Raw genomic sequence first — 16,657 nt, 5'->3', positions numbered from 1 at the left:
GCTTTCTTGTGCTTTATTTTCCGAAAAATTCTTGAAGATCATCCTGGCTAATTCCAATCATAGCTGGAATACTGGTCCAGTTTTCTTCGGTCAGAATGTAGGATTGCTGAGAATCAGTCTGATCAGTGGGTTCAAGAATAGGCTTATTTGCTTCTTCAGAGCTTTCAGTTAAGTCGCTGAAACGTTCAATCAGATAGGTCTTGCGAGCTGTTCCAATGTGTTTGGTCGCATAATCAAAGGCCTGCAGTTCACCAAGTAGGATGAGCTTGCTTTTGGCACGAGTGATAGCAGTGTAGATGAGATTGCGCTCCAGCATGCGCTTGCTAGCACTGGTAATCGGTAAAATCACAACTGGAAACTCACTACCCTGAGATTTATGGATACTCATAGCATAGGCGAGGCGAATCTTGTACCATTCATTTCGAGGATAGGAGATCTCATTGCCATCAAAATCGATGACAATTTCATCTTGCTTGGATTCAGTGTATTTTCCAGGAATCAGATCTGTGATATAACCTAAATCTCCATTAAAGACATTGACTTCTGCGTCGTTAACGAGATGAATGACCTTATCGCCTGTGCGATAATGAAACTGACTTGCCTCAAAACTAAACTGCCCCTTTTGAAGAGGATTGAGCAGTTCTTGCATGAGTTGATTGATGGCATCAATCCCTGCTGTACCACGATACATAGGCGCTAGAACTTGGATATCACGAGCGGGAATACCATTTCTGATAGCAGCATCAAGGATTTTTTCAATGGTCGCAGGGATATGGCTACTAGCGATTTCAAAGTAGGAACGATCTGCTTTTTTATGAGTGAAATCTGCAGGCAAAATTCCTTGACGAATTTGGCTAGCAAGGGTGACAATGGTTGATTCTTCACTCTGACGGTAGATTCTTTCCAAGCGTGTTTGAGGGATACTTGAAATTTGGAGTAAGTCAGCAAGAACTTGACCAGGACTAACCGATGGCAACTGGTCATTATCTCCAACGATGAGAATTTTACTATTAGAGGAGATATTGGAGAAGAGTTGATTGGCAAGCCAGGTATCCACCATAGAGAACTCGTCTACAATGATAAAATCAGCATCTAGATAATCCTCCAAATGACTGGTATCGTCGTCTCCAGTCATACCCAAGTGGCGGTGAATCGTTGCACTAGGCAAGCCTGTCAACTCATTCATGCGACGTGCTGCACGACCAGTTGGAGCAGCAAGGAGAATCGGTAGACTGCTTTTCTTTCTAAGGTCGAGACCCTCTAATAGAGAATAAACACCAATAATCCCATTGATAACAGTGGTCTTACCTGTACCAGGTCCACCTGTCAGGATAAAGACCTTGTTTTGGATAGCGTCGCAGATAGCCTGTTTTTGAATGGCATCGTATTGAATGCCTAATTCTTCTTCAACAGTTGCGATATGACCCTGTATGATTTCTATTTCATGTTTATTGGGTTCTTCTTTTTCAAGGATCCGAATGAGGTGATTGTGGATTCCTTCTTCAGCGAAAAAGAGACTGTTATCAAAGATTTTCGTATCAACCTGCTGAACTTTTTCTTCTTCAATGAGATTGGATAATTCTTGTGCAAGCTGACTGGGCTCCAGTTCAACAGGTCGTGAGGATTCAAGTAGGGTTAGAGTTTTTTCTAATAGATCTCTTGCTTCAACATAAGTATCCCCGCTTTCCATACAAGCATTTAAAAGGCTATGAACAAGACCTGCTCGAAAGCGTTCAGGTGCCTGACTCTCAATCCCCAATTCCTGTGCTAATTGGTCAGCGATGGTAAAGCCCAAACCCTTGATATCTTCTACCAACTGATAAGGATAATTTTCAACGATATCGATGGTTTCCTCTTTATAGGTATCCTGGATTTGAATAGCTAATTTATTAGGAATCCCGTAGTTTGCAAGCTTGGCCAAGACCATCTCAGTTCCGTAGTTGAGACGAAGTGTAGAAACGAAGGTCTCACGACTTTTAGAAGATAGTCCTGAGATGGTTTCGAGTTTCTCAGGATGCTCCAGGATTTCATCAATGGTATTTTCTCCGTAGAGTTCCACAATCTTTTGAGCAATTTTGAGACCAATTCCTTTGAAGTGGCTACTTGAGAAATACTTGACCAAGCCCTTGCTAGTCGGTTTTGCTCTTTCATAACGGGTAATTTGTAGTTGTTCTCCGTATTTGGAGTGTTGGACAATCTGCCCCCAAAAAGTGTATTCCTCTCCCTCGATGACATCAGCCATGGTCCCTGTAACAATGATCTCGAAATCATCAAAGTCCTCAGCATTGGTATCTTCGATATCAAGGAGAAGAATACGATAAAAATTACTGACATTTTCAAAAATAATACGTTCAATCGTACCTGTAAAATAGACTTCCATATAATTCCTTTACATTCATGAATGAAAATCATATCATTCAAAATAGAATGAGAAGAGGCTGAGATTAGTATTCTCGGCCTCTTAATATTTTTAAACTGTTCCGATACGTTTGAGTGGCCAAAAACGGAATTTTGCCTCTCCAATGATATCTTTTGCTTTAAAAGTACCAACATGTCGGCTATCACTAGATACCAGACGGTCATCACCAAGTAGGAGGTATTGCCCCTCTGGAACAGTGAAGGTGAAGCTAGTGTTGTAATTTACATCTAAGGTGAATGCTTGAGCTTTTTCAGCAAGACTTCTGAAGTACTCGCCTTTTTTTCCATCCCAACTATCGCCAGTATAGGTAGATTGGAGTTTATCCTCCTTAAAGCGTTTAAGATACTCTGCTAGATAAGGTTCATCGGTTTCTTGTCCATTGATATAAAGCTTATCATTTTCATAACGAATAGTATCACCCGGTAACCCGATTACCCGCTTTACAATATCTTTATTTCCCTCATCCTCATGAGCAACCACAATATCAAAACGATTGATTGGGAGATGTTTAACCACAAAGAGGATTTCTCCATCTGCTAGAGTAGGGTCCATTGAGTGTCCTTCTACACGCACATTACTCCAGAGAAAGAGACGACTAAGCCCTACTAGTGCGATAAGTAGAATGATAACTCCCCATTCTTTTAAAAAATTTATAATGTATTTCATAATTTACCTTTCTAGCATTTTTTTTGCTTTTTCAGTATTTTTAAAGTGTAGTTTGGCGCAGAAGTTGAGTCCCTGCATACCGTAAGCTTGAAGGACTTGGCTAGCTATCTTATCAGAAGCCGTTCCAGCCCCGCTTGGAAGTTGAAAACCAAGTTCTCGTCCTAGATTTTCAAGATTTTCTAGAAAGAGATCACGCGCAATGATAGAGCTAACCGCGACAGCTAAGTACTTACCTTCAGCTTTTTCCTCAAGTGTAACTGGATTTGAGAAATGATTGGCTTCATTTTTTAAGTACTTCTCATAGTTTTGAGTACTCGTAAAGGCATCAATAACAATCTTTTCTGGCTCAAATCCCTTTTGAAGGAGGAGAAAAATTGCTTGATTATGAAGAGCTACCTTGACAGAAACAGCATTGTAGCGCTCACCAATCACTTCGTTATACTTGCTTGGAGAAAGTAGTAGTGCCTGATGTTGGATTTTTTCCTTCAAAATGGGAGCCAGTTGACGAATCTTTTGATCTGTCAGTGTTTTAGAATCCCCAACTCCTAGTTTTCGTAAAAAATCATGCTGGTCAGGAGTTACAAAGGATGCCACTACAGCTAGACCACCGAAGTAGGAACCATTTCCGACCTCATCTGTTCCGATCAAAGGGAAATCTTGCCCGCTAGTAACTTGTGCTACTTGATACCCAAAAAAGCTGGCATAGTTTTCAGCGGCTTCACCTTGCAAGAGAACTTTTCCAGATGTATAGATGGAAATACTGGCTTGAGGAAACTTGAAAAAGTAGCGAATATAAGGATTTTTACTTGGAGCGAGGGCTTGTTCATGCTTTTGGACAAAAGCTTGAATTTCTTTTTCACTCGGTATTAATGTGATACTTGCCATAGTCTCTATTGTACCATAAAAGCAGTAGAATTGGTTAAAACTGACAAATTTAGTGAAATTTGGTATAATATCGTGAGGTGAATTTTATGGCAAATTTAAATCGATTCAAGTTTACATTTGGGAAAAAAACATTAACGCTGACAACTGAACATGACAATCTTTTTATGGAGGAGATTGCCAAGGTTGCGACGGAAAAATATGAAGCAATTAAAGAACAAATGCCTGGAGCTGATGATGAGACAATAGCTATCCTCTTAGCAGTTAACTGCCTATCTACCCAGCTTAGCCGTGAGATTGAGTTTGATGACAAGGAGCAAGAATTAGAATCGCTCCGTTATAAGGTGGTTGCGGCTAAACAGGAGCAGAGTAAGATTGAGGATTCCCTATGATTTCTATCCTTCTCTTATTAATCCTTGCTTGGAGCTTTTATATTGGCTATCGCAGAGGAATCGTATTACAAGGATTTTATCTTGTGGCAACGATTGTCTCTGCTTATTTTGCAAGCAAGTCTTACCAGTCTTTAGGACAGAAGTTCAACTTACTAATCCCATATGCTAATCCTCAGGAAGGACAGGGTACCTTCTTTTTCCCATCCAATCAACTCTTCCAATTGGATAAGGTTTTTTATGCGGGTATCGGTTTCCTCTTGGCCTTTACAGTCTTTTATTGCATCAGTCGTTTGCTTGGTCTTTTTGTAAACCTGGTGCCAACTAAGATACTTGATGGGAAATACTACCGTATCGGTGCGGGTGTTCTATCAGTCGGAGTAACCTTATTTGTCCTTCAGATGATGCTAACGATCCTCGCGACTGTACCATTACAAATTGTTCAAAATTCACTTGAGAATAGCTTTGTAGCTAGACATATCATCCAAAGCATTCCATTCACAACCAGTTTGATTAAGCAGCTTTGGGTTACCAAATTAATCGGATAAAAAGGGCGGGAACTATTCCTAGCCTTTTGTTTACAATTTCAAAAGTAAGAGATTGATTTAAAAACTTGAAAATGACAAAAAGCCATAACTTTTTTACTAAGGAAATGAAATGAATACAAAAATACTAGAAACGTTAGAATTTAACAAGGTCAAAGCTCTATTTGAACCCCATCTTTTGACGGAGCAGGGACTAGAGCAGTTAAAAGAACTTACTCCAACGGATAAAGGTGACAAGATAAAACAAGCTTTTGCAGAGATGCAGGAGATGCAGGAGCTTTTTGTGGAGCATCCTCACTTCAGCATTTCAGCAACAAAAGATATTGCTGCAACCTGCAAACGTTTGGAGATGGGGGCTGACCTTAATATCGAGGAATTTCTCCTTCTCAAACGTGTCATATTTGCCAGTCGTGAATTGAAAAACTTCTATGACAATCTTGAAAATGTACGCTTGGATCACCTAGCAAATTGGTTTGAGAAACTTCATGATTTCCCACATCTGCAAGGAAACCTTCAAGCCATCAACGAAGCTGGATTTATTGAGAATTTTGCGAGTGAAGAACTCGCACGAATCCGCCGGAAAATCCATGATAGTGAGAGCCAAGTTCGTGATGTCTTGCAAGACCTTCTCAAGCAGAAGTCGCAGATGTTGACAGAAGGTATTGTCGCTAGTAGAAATGGTCGTCAAGTTCTTCCAGTTAAAAATACCTATCGGAATAAGATTGCTGGGGTCGTTCACGATATTTCTGCCAGTGGGAACACTGTTTATATCGAACCTCGTGAAGTAGTTAAGTTAAGTGAGGAAATTGCTAGTCTTCGTGCAGATGAACGCTATGAGATGATGCGTATCCTTCAAGAACTCTCTGAACGAGTGAGACCGCATGCGGCTGAAATTGCCAATGATGCCTGGATTATTGGGCGTTTAGACTTGATTCGCGCTAAGGTGCGTTTTATCCAAGAGACCGGAGCAGTGGTCCCTCAAGTCTCTGAGGAACAGGAAATCCAACTCCTTCATGTTCGCCATCCTTTGGTGAAGAATGCTGTCGCAAATGATGTGCACTTTGGGAAGGATTTGACAGCTATCGTCATCACCGGTCCTAATACGGGTGGTAAGACCATCATGCTAAAAACCTTAGGATTGACGCAAGTCATGGCCCAGTCTGGGCTGCCAATTCTAGCCGATAATGGCAGTCGTGTAGGGATTTTCGAGGAGATTTTTGCCGATATTGGAGATGAACAATCCATCGAGCAAAGTCTCTCAACCTTCTCTAGTCATATGACCAATATCGTTGATATTCTTGGGAAAGTCAACCAAAACTCGCTCTTGTTACTGGATGAGCTTGGAGCAGGAACGGATCCTCAGGAAGGTGCAGCCCTTGCCATGTCTATCTTAGAAGACTTGCGTTTGCGTCAGGTCAAGACTATGGCAACCACTCATTATCCTGAACTCAAGGCCTACGGAATTGAAACTGCCTATGTTCAAAATGCCAGCATGGAGTTTGATATAGCAAGCTTGCGCCCAACCTATCGTTTTATGCAAGGGGTTCCTGGTCGAAGCAATGCCTTTGAGATTGCTAAACGTCTAGGATTGTCAGATGTCATCGTAGGTGACGCTAGCAAGCAGATTAATCAAGACAATGATGTCAATCGCATTATTGAGCAATTGGAAGAGCAGACACTTGAAAGCCGCAAACGTCTTGAGAATATTCGCCAAGTTGAGCAAGAAAACCTCAAGATGAACCGCGCGCTTAAAAAACTCTACAATGAACTCAATCGTGAGAAAGAAACAGAACTCAATAAGGCGCGTGAGCAAGCTGCTGAAATCGTTGAATTGGCTCTGGCTGAAAGTGATGATATTCTTAAAAATCTTCACAGTAAATCTCAACTAAAACCACATGAAATTATCGAAGCCAAGGCCAAACTCAAGAAGTTAGCACCTGAAAAAGTTGATCTTTCTAAAAATAAGGTCCTTCAAAAAGCCAAGAAAAAACGAGCTACAAAAGTTGGGGATGATATCATCGTTTTAAGCTATGGTCAACGAGGTACCTTGACCAATCAACTCAAGGATGGTCGTTGGGAAGCTCAGGTTGGCTTGATTAAGATGACGCTTGAGGAAAAAGAGTTTGACTTGGTACAAGCTCAGCAAGAAGCACCAGTTAAGAAGAAACAAGTCAACGTGGTTAAACGTGCAGGTGGCAAAGGGCCGCAAGCTCGACTAGACCTTCGTGGCAAACGCTACGAGGAAGCTATGGAAGCCTTAGACGCCTTTATCGACCAAGCTCTGCTCAACAATATGGCCCAAGTAGATATCATCCATGGTATCGGTACAGGAGTTATCCGTGAAGGTGTAACTAAGTACCTCCAAAGAAACAAGCAGGTAAAGAGCTTTGGTTATGCACCACAAAATGCAGGTGGTTCTGGAGCGACTATCGTTACCTTTAAAGGCTAACCAAGCTATAGAATGAAATGTCAAAAGAGTACCTATCAAGTGATAGGTACTTTTTTGATGAATTTATTTTAATCATTATTGTTAGTGAGTATTTTAAAAGGGGACAATCGTTTTATAGCCAAAAAAAAATTGATGAAGGCTTGTCTAGCTGAGCTTTAATTATGCTATACTGATAGTAACGTTATTTTCGGAGGTTAGCATGAAGAAACTCCCCTTAGCCTTTTCAGGTTGCTTATTGGGATTAGCTGGTGCAGGAAATCTTATCTTAGATACCTTCCCATTTCTTTCTCATTTGCTTAGTTTGTCAGGCTTGATTCTATGGTTTTATTTTCTATATAGTCATTTTCGTGATTGGCAAGAAAGTAAGCAAGAGTTGAAGAAAGCCCCTCTTTTATCAGGCATGGCGACTTTTCCCATGGCAGGGATGATTTTATCGACCTATTTGCTACGGATTCTACCAGTTAGCTTGAACTTCATTGCGCAGGTTCTCTGGTGGTTTGCCTTTCTACTGGATGTAGGCTTAATCATCTACTTTACTATTAATTACGTACAAGCTAAACCAAGGACGAGCGCAACGCCGAGTTGGACGGTTCTTTATGTGGGAATCGCAGTGGCAAGTTTGACTTACCCAGTAGTGGGGATAGTTGGGATTGCCTATGGAGCTTGGATTTTTGGTTTTATCTTAACCCTTATCCTTTATCCTCTCATTTATCAAGATTTGAAAAGAAATCCATTACCACTGGCTTTACTAGGGCAAGAAGGGATCTATTGTGCTCCATTTTCTCTCCTTTTAGCAGCACTAGTTCGGATAGGAGGTCCAGACCTTCCTAGCTGGATTTTGCTGGTCATGGTCCTTGCATCTCAGACTTTCTTTTTCTTTGTTCTTAGTCGCTTATCAAGGATTTTAAAACAGGGCTTCCAACCAGCCTTTTCAGCCCTAACTTTCCCAACTATTATCACGGCAACTTCCTTGAAAATGGCCCAGGGCATCCTACAGTTTCCAGCCCTTAACCTCCTCGTTTGGTTAGAAACGATCATTTGTTTAACAATCCTTGTCTACGTTTTAGTAGAATATGTGAGATATTTAAGAAAATAACAAAACCCCTAGCACTGAGAAGTGAAATGAAGAAAGGTGCAGACCTATAACGGTGTAAGGGATAGCTAGAATAAATAAATACTAATAAAGAGAGTGTGAAAAATGAACCATAAGATTGCAATTTTATCAGACATTCATGGCAACACGACCGCCTTAGCTGGAGTGCTTGAGGACGCTAAAAAGTTGGGAGCAACTGAATATTGGCTCTTGGGAGATATTTTTCTTCCTGGGCCGGGAGCAAATGACTTGGTGGATCTTTTGAAGGACCTACCCCTTACAGCATGCGTTCGAGGAAACTGGGATGATTGTGTTTTAGAGGCTTTAGATGGGCAATATGGTTTAGAGGATCCCCAAGAAATCCAGCTTATGCGATTGACCCAGTATCTGATGGAGGACCTAAAGCCAGAGTATATTGATTGGTTTAGAAAGCTACCTATGGTAGCCAAGAAAGAAGTAGAAGGCTTGCGCTTTTCTCTTTCACATAATTTACCTGAGAAAAATTATGGTGGTGATTTGCTGGTTGAAAATAATACCGAAAAATTTGACCAGCTACTTGATGAAACTACTGATGTAGCCGTCTATGGGCATGTCCATAAACAACTTCTACGTTATGGTAGTCAAGGTCAACAAATCATTAATCCAGGTTCGATTGGTATGCCTTATTTTGACTGGGAAGGGCTAAAAAATCACCGAGCCCAGTATGCCTTACTTGAAGTTGAAAATGGTGAATTGGTCAATATCCAATTTCGTAAAGTTGTCTATGATTATGAAGCAGAGTTAGAATCAGCCAAGGAAAAAGGACTTCCTTTTATCGAAATGTATGAAGAGTTGCGACGAGAAGACAATTACCAAGGCCATAACAGAGACTTGCTAGCTAGTCTTAATGAAAAATATGGATATGTCGAGGATGTCAAAAACTATTTTGATTTTTTGTAAGAGTTGCTTTAACGAACAAATACTAAAAAAACGATTGGACTAGTCAATCGTTTTTAATATATCTTATTGTAATTGAGATTGGTCCGGTAGGTAAGAACCACCGAGATAGGTTTTGCTGAGTTTTTCAAGGGTTCCGTCTTGGTAGAGTTCTTTAAGGACCTTGTCAAATTGGTCTTTAAATTCTTTTTGGTCACTTGAGAAGATGATGTAGTTGTTTGGATTATCATTGCTTTCCAAGTCGACTACGTTCAAGTCTAAACCTCGGTCTTGGATAATCTTTTGAACAGAGATTTTATCAAAGATTAGGAAATCAAACTCACCATTGGCGAGGTCAGTCAGACGTTTAGCGACATCCTCACCAGAGTATTGGATGGTTGCAGGATTGTCGGAGTGGCTTTGATTCCAGTCTGTAACGACTTTGGCAGTAGAAGTTCCTGTATCATCCTGAGTTGTTTTACCAGCGATGTCTTGGAGAGAAGTAAGAGCCTTGTCTTTTCTGCTTACAAGAACCAAAGGATTTTTAGCGATAGGTAGTGAGTAGAGGTATTTATCTGCTCTCTCTTTGGTATAGCTCAAGTTGTTTGCAGCAGCTTGGTAACGGCCAGCATCCAATCCAGGGAAGATACTTTCCCAGGCTGTTTTTTGGAATTCAATCTTGTATTGGTCTAGTTTTTCATCGACTGCTTTTAAAACTTCAACATCATATCCAGTCAGATTTCCATCTTTTTCAAAGTCAAAAGGTGGGATGTCTCCGGCAGTTGCTACGACAATGGTTTTAGGACTAGAAGTGGAAGTAGAAGTACTTTCTTGTTTAGATTGTCCGCAGGCAACCAACAAGGGACTAATAGCAAATAATAAGAATAATTTTTTCATAAGAGTCTCCTTTACTTAATGCTTTCTAGCTTACCAGACAATCGATCAAATAGCCAATATATATTTTTTATGGACGTGATAGAAAAATATTATAATTTCCGGTTTGAGTCTATAATCTAAAATTCAAAGCAGATAAGATAAGATAATTTATTCCGCCAATGAAAAATCTCTGCAAGCTCTTTCAGAATGTGGTAAAATGGAAGCAGTAGAAATAGAAAAGGAACTTGCTTATGAAATTTCTTGAGTTAAATAAAAAACGTCATGCGACTAAGCATTTTATTGATAAACCTGTCGATCCGAAGGATGTTCGTACAGCTATTGAAATCGCAACCTTGGCACCAAGTGCCCACAACAGCCAGCCTTGGAAATTCGTCGTGGTTCGTGAGAAAAATGCTGAACTAGCAAAATTGGCTTACGGTTCAAACTATGAGCAAGTAGCATCTGCACCTGTAACCATTGCCTTGTTTACAGATACAGACTTAGCCAAACGCGCCCGCAAGATTGCCCGTACTGGTGGTGCCAATAATTTCTCAGAAGAGCAACTTCAATACTTTATGAAGAATCTTCCAGCTGAGTACGCACGTTACAGCGACCAACAAGTCAGCGACTACTTGGCCCTTAATGCAGGACTAGTAGCTATGAACTTGGTCCTTGCACTGACTGACCAGGGAATTGGTTCAAACATTATCCTTGGTTTTGACAAATCAAAAGCCAATGAAGTCTTGGAAATCGAAGAACGTTTCCGTCCAGAACTTTTGATAACAGTGGGTTACACAGACGAGAAGTTAGAACCAAGCTACCGCTTGCCAGTAGATGAAATTATCGAGAAGAGATAGGGAGAAAAAATGACAGTTATTGATTTTACAGCAGAAGTAGAAAAACGCAAAGAAGATCTCTTGGCTGACTTGTTTAGCCTTTTAGAAATCAACTCAGAACGTGATGATAGCAAGGCAAATGCGCAACATCCATTTGGACCTGGGCCAGTAAAAGCCTTGGAAAAATTCCTTGAAATCGCAGACCGCGATGGCTATCCAACAAAAAATGTCGACAATTATGCCGGACATTTCGAGTTTGGTGAAGGAGAAGAAGTTCTCGGAATCTTTGCCCATATGGACGTAGTGCCAGCAGGTAGTGGTTGGGACACTGACCCTTACACGCCAACTATCAAAGATGGTCGTCTTTATGCGCGTGGCGCTTCTGATGACAAGGGACCAACTACAGCTTGTTACTATGGTTTGAAAATCATCAAAGAATTGGGACTTCCAACTTCTAAGAAAGTTCGTTTCATCGTCGGAACTGACGAAGAGTCAGGTTGGGCAGATATGGACTACTACTTTGAGCATGTAGGACTTGCAAAACCAGACTTTGGCTTCTCTCCAGATGCTGAATTCCCTATCATCAATGGTGAAAAAGGAAATATCACAGAATACCTCCACTTTGCTGGTGAAAATACTGGTGCAGCTCGTCTTCATAGCTTCACAGGTGGTTTGCGCGAAAACATGGTACCAGAGTCAGCAACAGCAGTTGTTTCAGGTGATTTAGCGGATTTGCAAGGGAAACTAGACGTCTTCGTTGCAGAGCACAAACTCAGAGGAGAAATCCAAGAAGAAAACGGTCAGTACAAGGTGACTGTAATTGGTAAATCAGCCCATGGTGCCATGCCTGCTTCAGGTGTCAATGGTGCAACTTATCTTGCCCTCTTCCTCAGCCAATTTGCTTTTGAAGGACCTGCAAAAGACTACCTCGATATTGCTGGTAAGATTCTCTTGAATGACCACGAAGGCAAGAATTTGAAGGTTGCTCATGTGGATGAAAAAATGGGTGCCCTTTCTATGAACGCGGGTGTCTTCCGCTTTGATGAAACAAGTGCTGACAATACTATTGCCCTCAACTTCCGTTATCCAAAAGGAACAAGCCCAGAGCAAATCAAGTCAGTTCTTGAAAGCTTGCCAGTTGCTTCAGTCAGCCTTTCTGAACATGGACACACTCCTCACTATGTGCCAATGGAAGATCCACTCGTTCAAACCTTGTTGAATGTTTACGAAAAGCAAACAGGTCTTCAAGGTCACGAACAGGTCATCGGTGGAGGAACATTTGGACGTCTATTAGAGCGTGGTGTAGCCTACGGTGCTATGTTCCCAGATTCTATCGATACTATGCACCAGGCCAATGAATTTATCGCCTTGGATGATCTCTTCCGTGCAGCAGCCATCTACGCTGAAGCTATTTATGAATTGATCAAATAATGATCTAGAAGTCTGAGATTTTATGCTTGGACTTCTTTTTGGAGGGAAACAGATGTCTCAAATCGAAAAAATCAAGCAAGCCATCATGGCTGATCCACAGAATGCCAGCTATACTGAGCAAGGCATCGAGCCTCTTTTTGCAGCACCAAAGACTGCTCGTATCAATATCATTGGGCAAGCTCCTGGACTCAAAACTCAAGAAGCAGGACTTTACTGGAAGGATAAAAGTGGTGACCGCTTGCGAGAGTGGCTAGGTGTGGATGAAGATACGTTTTATAATTCAGGTTACTTTGCAGTCATGCCTATGGATTTCTACTTTCCAGGACATGGGAAATCGGGTGACCTACCACCTCGTCCAGATTTTGCAGAAAAATGGCACCCAAAACTTTTGAAGGAGTTGCCAGATATTCAATTAACCCTCTTGATTGGCCAGTATGCTCAGGCTTATTATCTGCATGAAAAGGTCAGTGGTAAGGTAACGGATCGTGTGCATCGCTTTAAGGATTATTTGCCTGATTATTTCCCTTTGGTGCATCCGTCACCACGCAACCAAATCTGGATGAAAAAAAATCCTTGGTTTGAAGAAGAAGTTCTACCTGATTTGAAGACTATAGTCAAAAAGATTCTTGGAGAAACAAAATGAAAGAAATTACTTTTAACGATTTTTACCAGCTTTATCAGAAAGAGTCACTTTCTGTGCTGGATGTCAGAGGAGTAGAGGAATTTGAGGCTCTTCATTTAGAAGGTGCTCATAATTTCCCTCTCAGTCAACTGACTGACACTTTTGAACAACTAGACAAAGATAAACTTTACTACGTGATTTGCAAATCAGGAATGCGTTCAGCACGCGCTTGTCAATTTCTTGCAGAACAGGGCTACGAAGTTATCAATGTCCAAGGTGGCATGGATGCCTTAGAATAAGAAAAACTCCCTTTGAGACCAAAATAAAAAAGTTTCAAGGGGAATTTATTTGCTCTAAAATTCCGAAAATTGAAAACATTTTAGAATTATTTCGAGATAGCCTTTTCATGCCTTTAAACATGTTATACTAAGAAAGTATTTTAATGTTATAAGGAGAGTTTATGGCTAAAAAAGGTGCTTTAACAGGATTACTTCTGTTTGGAATATTTTTTGGAGCAGGTAACTTGATTTTCCCTCCAACTCTAGGCGCACAGTCTGGAGAAAACTTCATTCCTGCCATTGCAGGATTTGTATTTTCAGGTGTTGGGATTGCCGTCCTAACTTTGATTATTGGGACTCTTAATCCTAAGGGTTATATCTATGAGATTTCTAAGAAAATTTCTCCATGGTTTGCGACGATTTATCTTGCAGTTTTGTACTTGTCGATTGGCCCATTCTTTGCCATCCCTCGTACAGCAACGACATCGTTTGAAGTTGGTATTAGTCCACTCTTGGATCAAGCAAATAAAGGTTTAGGTTTGATTGTCTTCACCATTCTTTACTTTGTAGCTGCCTATTTAATCGCCCTGAATCCTTCAAAAATCTTGGATCGTATCGGACGAATCTTGACTCCAGTATTTGCGATTTTGATTGTTGTTTTGGTTATCCTTGGGGCCTTTAAATATGGTGGGAACGCACCGCAAGCAGCATCAGGTGCCTATCAAACTTCAGCCTTTGGTGCAGGTTTCCTTGAGGGATATAATACACTTGATGCGCTTGCTTCTGTTGCCTTTAGTGTTATCGCTGTTCAAACCTTGAAACAGCTTGGATTTTCAAGTAAGAAAGAATACATTTCAACTATTTGGGTCGTTGGAATCGTTGTAGCTTTAGGATTTAGTGCTTTATACATTGGCCTAGGTTTCCTTGGAAATCATTTCCCAGTACCAGCTGAAGTGATGAGCGAAGGAACTCCAGGAGTTTATATCTTGTCACAAGCAACGCAAGAAATCTTTGGTTCGATAGCGCAATTTTTCCTTGCAGTCATGGTAACGGTGACTTGTTTCACAACGACTGTAGGCTTGATTGTATCAACAGCTGAATTCTTTAACGACCGCTTCCCACAAATCAGTTATAAAGTTTATGCAACTATCTTTACCTTGATTGGTTTTGCTATCGCAAATCTTGGTTTGAGTGCCATTATCAAGTATTCAGTACCAGTGTTAGTTGTCTTGTATCCAATCACGATTGCCATTGTCATGATTGTGATTGTTAATAAGTTTATCGCCCTATCTAAACCAGGTATGCAGTTGACTGTTGGGTTTGTCACAGCCATTGCTATTGCCAGTGTTTTAGGATCTACATTTAAGATTGACTTTCTTGCAAATATCGTTAACGCGCTACCATTCGCGGATGCCTCTCTACCATGGTTAGTGCCAGCAATTGTTGGAATCTTACTTTCTCTCGTTCTTCCAAATAAACAAGAAAGTGAAGCGTTCGAAATGGAATAAAAAACCTTGGCTTATGCCAAGGTTTTTTCAATTACTCTTAGTTCGTTTTTTCAGTATATCCAAGATCTTTTAACATTTTTTCAGAGGCGCTAAAGCTAACACTGTCACCAATACCAGAGTATTCATCTGGTAAGGCTTTTTTAAGTTCGTCAAGACTTGCAACTGTGAAGTCAATTTCAGTATGTTGAACGACTTTTCCGTCTTTAATCTCAATGCTATGAGTAACACCTTTGAGGCCTTCATAGCCTTTATAAGCTTCTTCAACGGATGCTTTGAGTTTTTCTGCAGTAGTACCGATAGCTTCTGGGTCATAGACGTTATGACCTGAATGTTTCAATACGTTATCTCCATCTACAGTGTATGTTAAAGTAGAATTAAGATCACTATGAGTATCATTTACAAAGGTCACTGTTTTTACTTCAGATTTGTTTTCTGTAGTTTGTTGGCTAGTAGAGTCTACCTGTGTAGTTTCACCTTTTGCTGAGCTAGTTGATGAAGATGATGATTGTTTTGAACATCCCAACAAGATAGCTAATGGTAAAGCTACACAAAGAGTCATTTTAAAATATTTGTTCATGTCTTTTCCTTTCATAATTAAGAACTAACTTCATTATATCACAGCTTACTTTTGCAATCAAATTATCTAAGTTTTTCATTTTTGCTCAGCCTAAAAAGGGAAAAGTGATATAATATTAGGAAGAGGTGAAGAAATGAATCAAACTGTAGAATATATTAAAGAACTAACTGCTATCGCGTCGCCAACAGGTTTTACCCGTGAAATTACCAATTATTTGGTTGAGACTCTTGAAAAACTAGGTTATCAACCAATCCGTACTGCCAAAGGTGGTGTCAACGTAACAATCAAAGGTAAAAATGACGAGCAACAACGCTATGTGACTGCCCATGTGGATACTTTGGGAGCTATCGTTCGTGCTATTAAACCAGACGGTCGCCTCAAAATGGACCGTATTGGAGGCTATCCTTGGAATATGATTGAAGGTGAAAATTGTACGGTCCATGTGGCTAGTACAGGAAAAACAGTTTCAGGTACGATTTTGATCCACCAAACTTCTTGCCATGTCTACAAGGATGCGGGGACAGCTGAACGTACGCAGGACAATATGGAAGTACGTTTGGACGAAAAAGTAACAAATGATAAGGAAACACGCGCACTCGGTATCGAAGTTGGAGATTTTATCAGCTTTGACCCTCGAACAATCGTGACTGATACAGGCTTTATCAAGTCTCGTCATTTGGATGACAAGGTGAGTGCAGCTATTCTCCTCAATCTCCTTAAAGTCTATAAAGAAGAAGGGATTGAGCTTCCAGTTACTACTCATTTTGCCTTTTCAGTCTTTGAAGAAGTGGGGCATGGTGCTAACTCAAGTATTCCTAGTCAAGTTGTCGAATACCTGGCTGTGGATATGGGAGCGATGGGAGATGACCAGCAGACAGACGAGTACACAGTTTCTATCTGTGTTAAAGATGCTTCAGGTCCTTATCACTACGAGTTCCGCCAACACTTGGTAGCTCTAGCAAAAGAGCAAGACATTCCATTTAAACTAGATATCTATCCATTTTACGGTTCGGATGCTTCTGCAGCTATGTCAGCTGGAGCAGAAGTCAAACACGCTCTTCTTGGTGCAGGTATTGAGTCTAGTCACTCTTACGAGCGGACTCATGTTGATTCTGTAGTGGCTACTGAGCGTATGGTAGATGCTTATCTTAAGAGTGACTTGGTAAACTAA

The 16,657-nt window shown here is 40.7% G+C and carries 16 protein-coding genes; 11 read left to right on the top strand and 5 right to left on the bottom strand.

Annotated features, from left to right (window positions below; all coding sequences use genetic code 11):
• Positions 1–13: 13 nt before the first annotated feature.
• From recD2 to rnhC, 3 genes are all read right to left on the bottom strand, one after another.
• The gene (recD2, locus tag ACTO1Y_RS04530) at positions 14–2,380 is read right to left on the bottom strand and encodes an SF1B family DNA helicase RecD2 (protein WP_006150395.1); all 2,367 of its coding nucleotides are present in this window, start codon (positions 2,378–2,380) and stop codon (positions 14–16) included.
• A gap of 90 nt (positions 2,381–2,470) precedes the next feature.
• Positions 2,471–3,085 carry a signal peptidase I gene (lepB, locus tag ACTO1Y_RS04525; RefSeq protein ID WP_025169989.1) on the bottom strand — a complete coding sequence of 205 codons (615 nt, stop codon included), beginning with the start codon at positions 3,083–3,085 and terminating at the stop codon, positions 2,471–2,473.
• A gap of 3 nt (positions 3,086–3,088) precedes the next feature.
• A complete protein-coding gene (gene rnhC / locus ACTO1Y_RS04520) occupies positions 3,089–3,970 on the bottom strand; it encodes a ribonuclease HIII (protein WP_441348507.1) in 882 nt (293 codons plus the stop codon).
• Positions 3,971–4,056: 86 nt separating this feature from the next.
• On the opposite strand from rnhC, the gene zapA reads away from it, so the two are divergent.
• The 5 genes from zapA to ACTO1Y_RS04495 all read left to right on the top strand — a co-directional run bounded on the left by zapA (position 4,057) and on the right by ACTO1Y_RS04495 (position 9,382).
• Complete coding sequence (zapA, locus tag ACTO1Y_RS04515; protein WP_006150060.1) at positions 4,057–4,359, top strand: cell division protein ZapA; 303 nt, start codon at positions 4,057–4,059, stop codon at positions 4,357–4,359.
• Entirely contained in the window at positions 4,356–4,904 is a 549-nt protein-coding gene (locus ACTO1Y_RS04510) for a CvpA family protein (RefSeq protein WP_006150346.1), read from the top strand. The genes zapA and ACTO1Y_RS04510 overlap by 4 nt, the downstream gene beginning before the upstream one ends.
• Positions 4,905–5,013: 109 nt before the next feature.
• On the top strand, positions 5,014–7,350 hold the full coding sequence (locus tag ACTO1Y_RS04505; RefSeq protein ID WP_441348506.1) for an endonuclease MutS2: 2,337 nt from the start codon (positions 5,014–5,016) through the stop codon (positions 7,348–7,350).
• A gap of 199 nt (positions 7,351–7,549) precedes the next feature.
• The gene (locus ACTO1Y_RS04500) at positions 7,550–8,446 is read left to right on the top strand and encodes a TDT family transporter (protein WP_441348505.1); all 897 of its coding nucleotides are present in this window, start codon (positions 7,550–7,552) and stop codon (positions 8,444–8,446) included.
• Between the two features lie 102 nt (positions 8,447–8,548).
• Entirely contained in the window at positions 8,549–9,382 is an 834-nt protein-coding gene (locus ACTO1Y_RS04495) for a metallophosphoesterase family protein (RefSeq protein ID WP_441348504.1), read from the top strand.
• 63 nt (positions 9,383–9,445) lie between these two features.
• On the opposite strand, the gene ACTO1Y_RS04490 is transcribed toward ACTO1Y_RS04495, so the two are convergent.
• Positions 9,446–10,255: an amino acid ABC transporter substrate-binding protein gene (locus ACTO1Y_RS04490; RefSeq protein WP_441348503.1), complete on the bottom strand. Its 810-nt coding sequence runs from the start codon at positions 10,253–10,255 to the stop codon at positions 9,446–9,448.
• 230 nt (positions 10,256–10,485) lie between these two features.
• Here ACTO1Y_RS04490 and ACTO1Y_RS04485 point away from each other — a divergent pair, with 230 nt between their 5' ends.
• The 5 genes from ACTO1Y_RS04485 to brnQ all read left to right on the top strand — a co-directional run bounded on the left by ACTO1Y_RS04485 (position 10,486) and on the right by brnQ (position 14,909).
• Complete coding sequence (locus ACTO1Y_RS04485) at positions 10,486–11,091, top strand: nitroreductase family protein (protein WP_441348502.1); 606 nt, start codon at positions 10,486–10,488, stop codon at positions 11,089–11,091.
• Positions 11,092–11,100: 9 nt separating this feature from the next.
• The gene (gene pepV / locus ACTO1Y_RS04480; protein WP_441348501.1) at positions 11,101–12,501 is read left to right on the top strand and encodes a dipeptidase PepV; all 1,401 of its coding nucleotides are present in this window, start codon (positions 11,101–11,103) and stop codon (positions 12,499–12,501) included.
• A 52-nt stretch (positions 12,502–12,553) separates the two neighbouring features.
• A complete protein-coding gene (locus ACTO1Y_RS04475; RefSeq protein WP_441348500.1) occupies positions 12,554–13,144 on the top strand; it encodes a uracil-DNA glycosylase family protein in 591 nt (196 codons plus the stop codon).
• A complete protein-coding gene (locus ACTO1Y_RS04470; protein ID WP_303943464.1) occupies positions 13,141–13,422 on the top strand; it encodes a rhodanese-like domain-containing protein in 282 nt (93 codons plus the stop codon). Before ACTO1Y_RS04475 ends, ACTO1Y_RS04470 begins: the two co-directional genes overlap by 4 nt.
• A 161-nt stretch (positions 13,423–13,583) precedes the next feature.
• Complete coding sequence (gene brnQ / locus ACTO1Y_RS04465; protein WP_303943463.1) at positions 13,584–14,909, top strand: branched-chain amino acid transport system II carrier protein; 1,326 nt, start codon at positions 13,584–13,586, stop codon at positions 14,907–14,909.
• A 37-nt stretch (positions 14,910–14,946) separates the two neighbouring features.
• On the opposite strand, the gene ACTO1Y_RS04460 is transcribed toward brnQ, so the two are convergent.
• The gene (locus ACTO1Y_RS04460) at positions 14,947–15,486 is read right to left on the bottom strand and encodes a DUF1307 domain-containing protein (RefSeq protein WP_303943462.1); all 540 of its coding nucleotides are present in this window, start codon (positions 15,484–15,486) and stop codon (positions 14,947–14,949) included.
• 133 nt (positions 15,487–15,619) lie between these two features.
• On the opposite strand from ACTO1Y_RS04460, the gene ACTO1Y_RS04455 reads away from it, so the two are divergent.
• A complete protein-coding gene (locus ACTO1Y_RS04455) occupies positions 15,620–16,657 on the top strand; it encodes a M42 family metallopeptidase (protein ID WP_303943461.1) in 1,038 nt (345 codons plus the stop codon).

It is taken from the genome of Streptococcus sp. V728 (genome assembly GCF_052077995.1).
Lineage (GTDB): Bacteria > Bacillota > Bacilli > Lactobacillales > Streptococcaceae > Streptococcus > Streptococcus infantis_B.
Note: the sequence above shows the minus strand (reverse complement) of the source record. Positions and strands in the feature narration are given on the sequence as shown.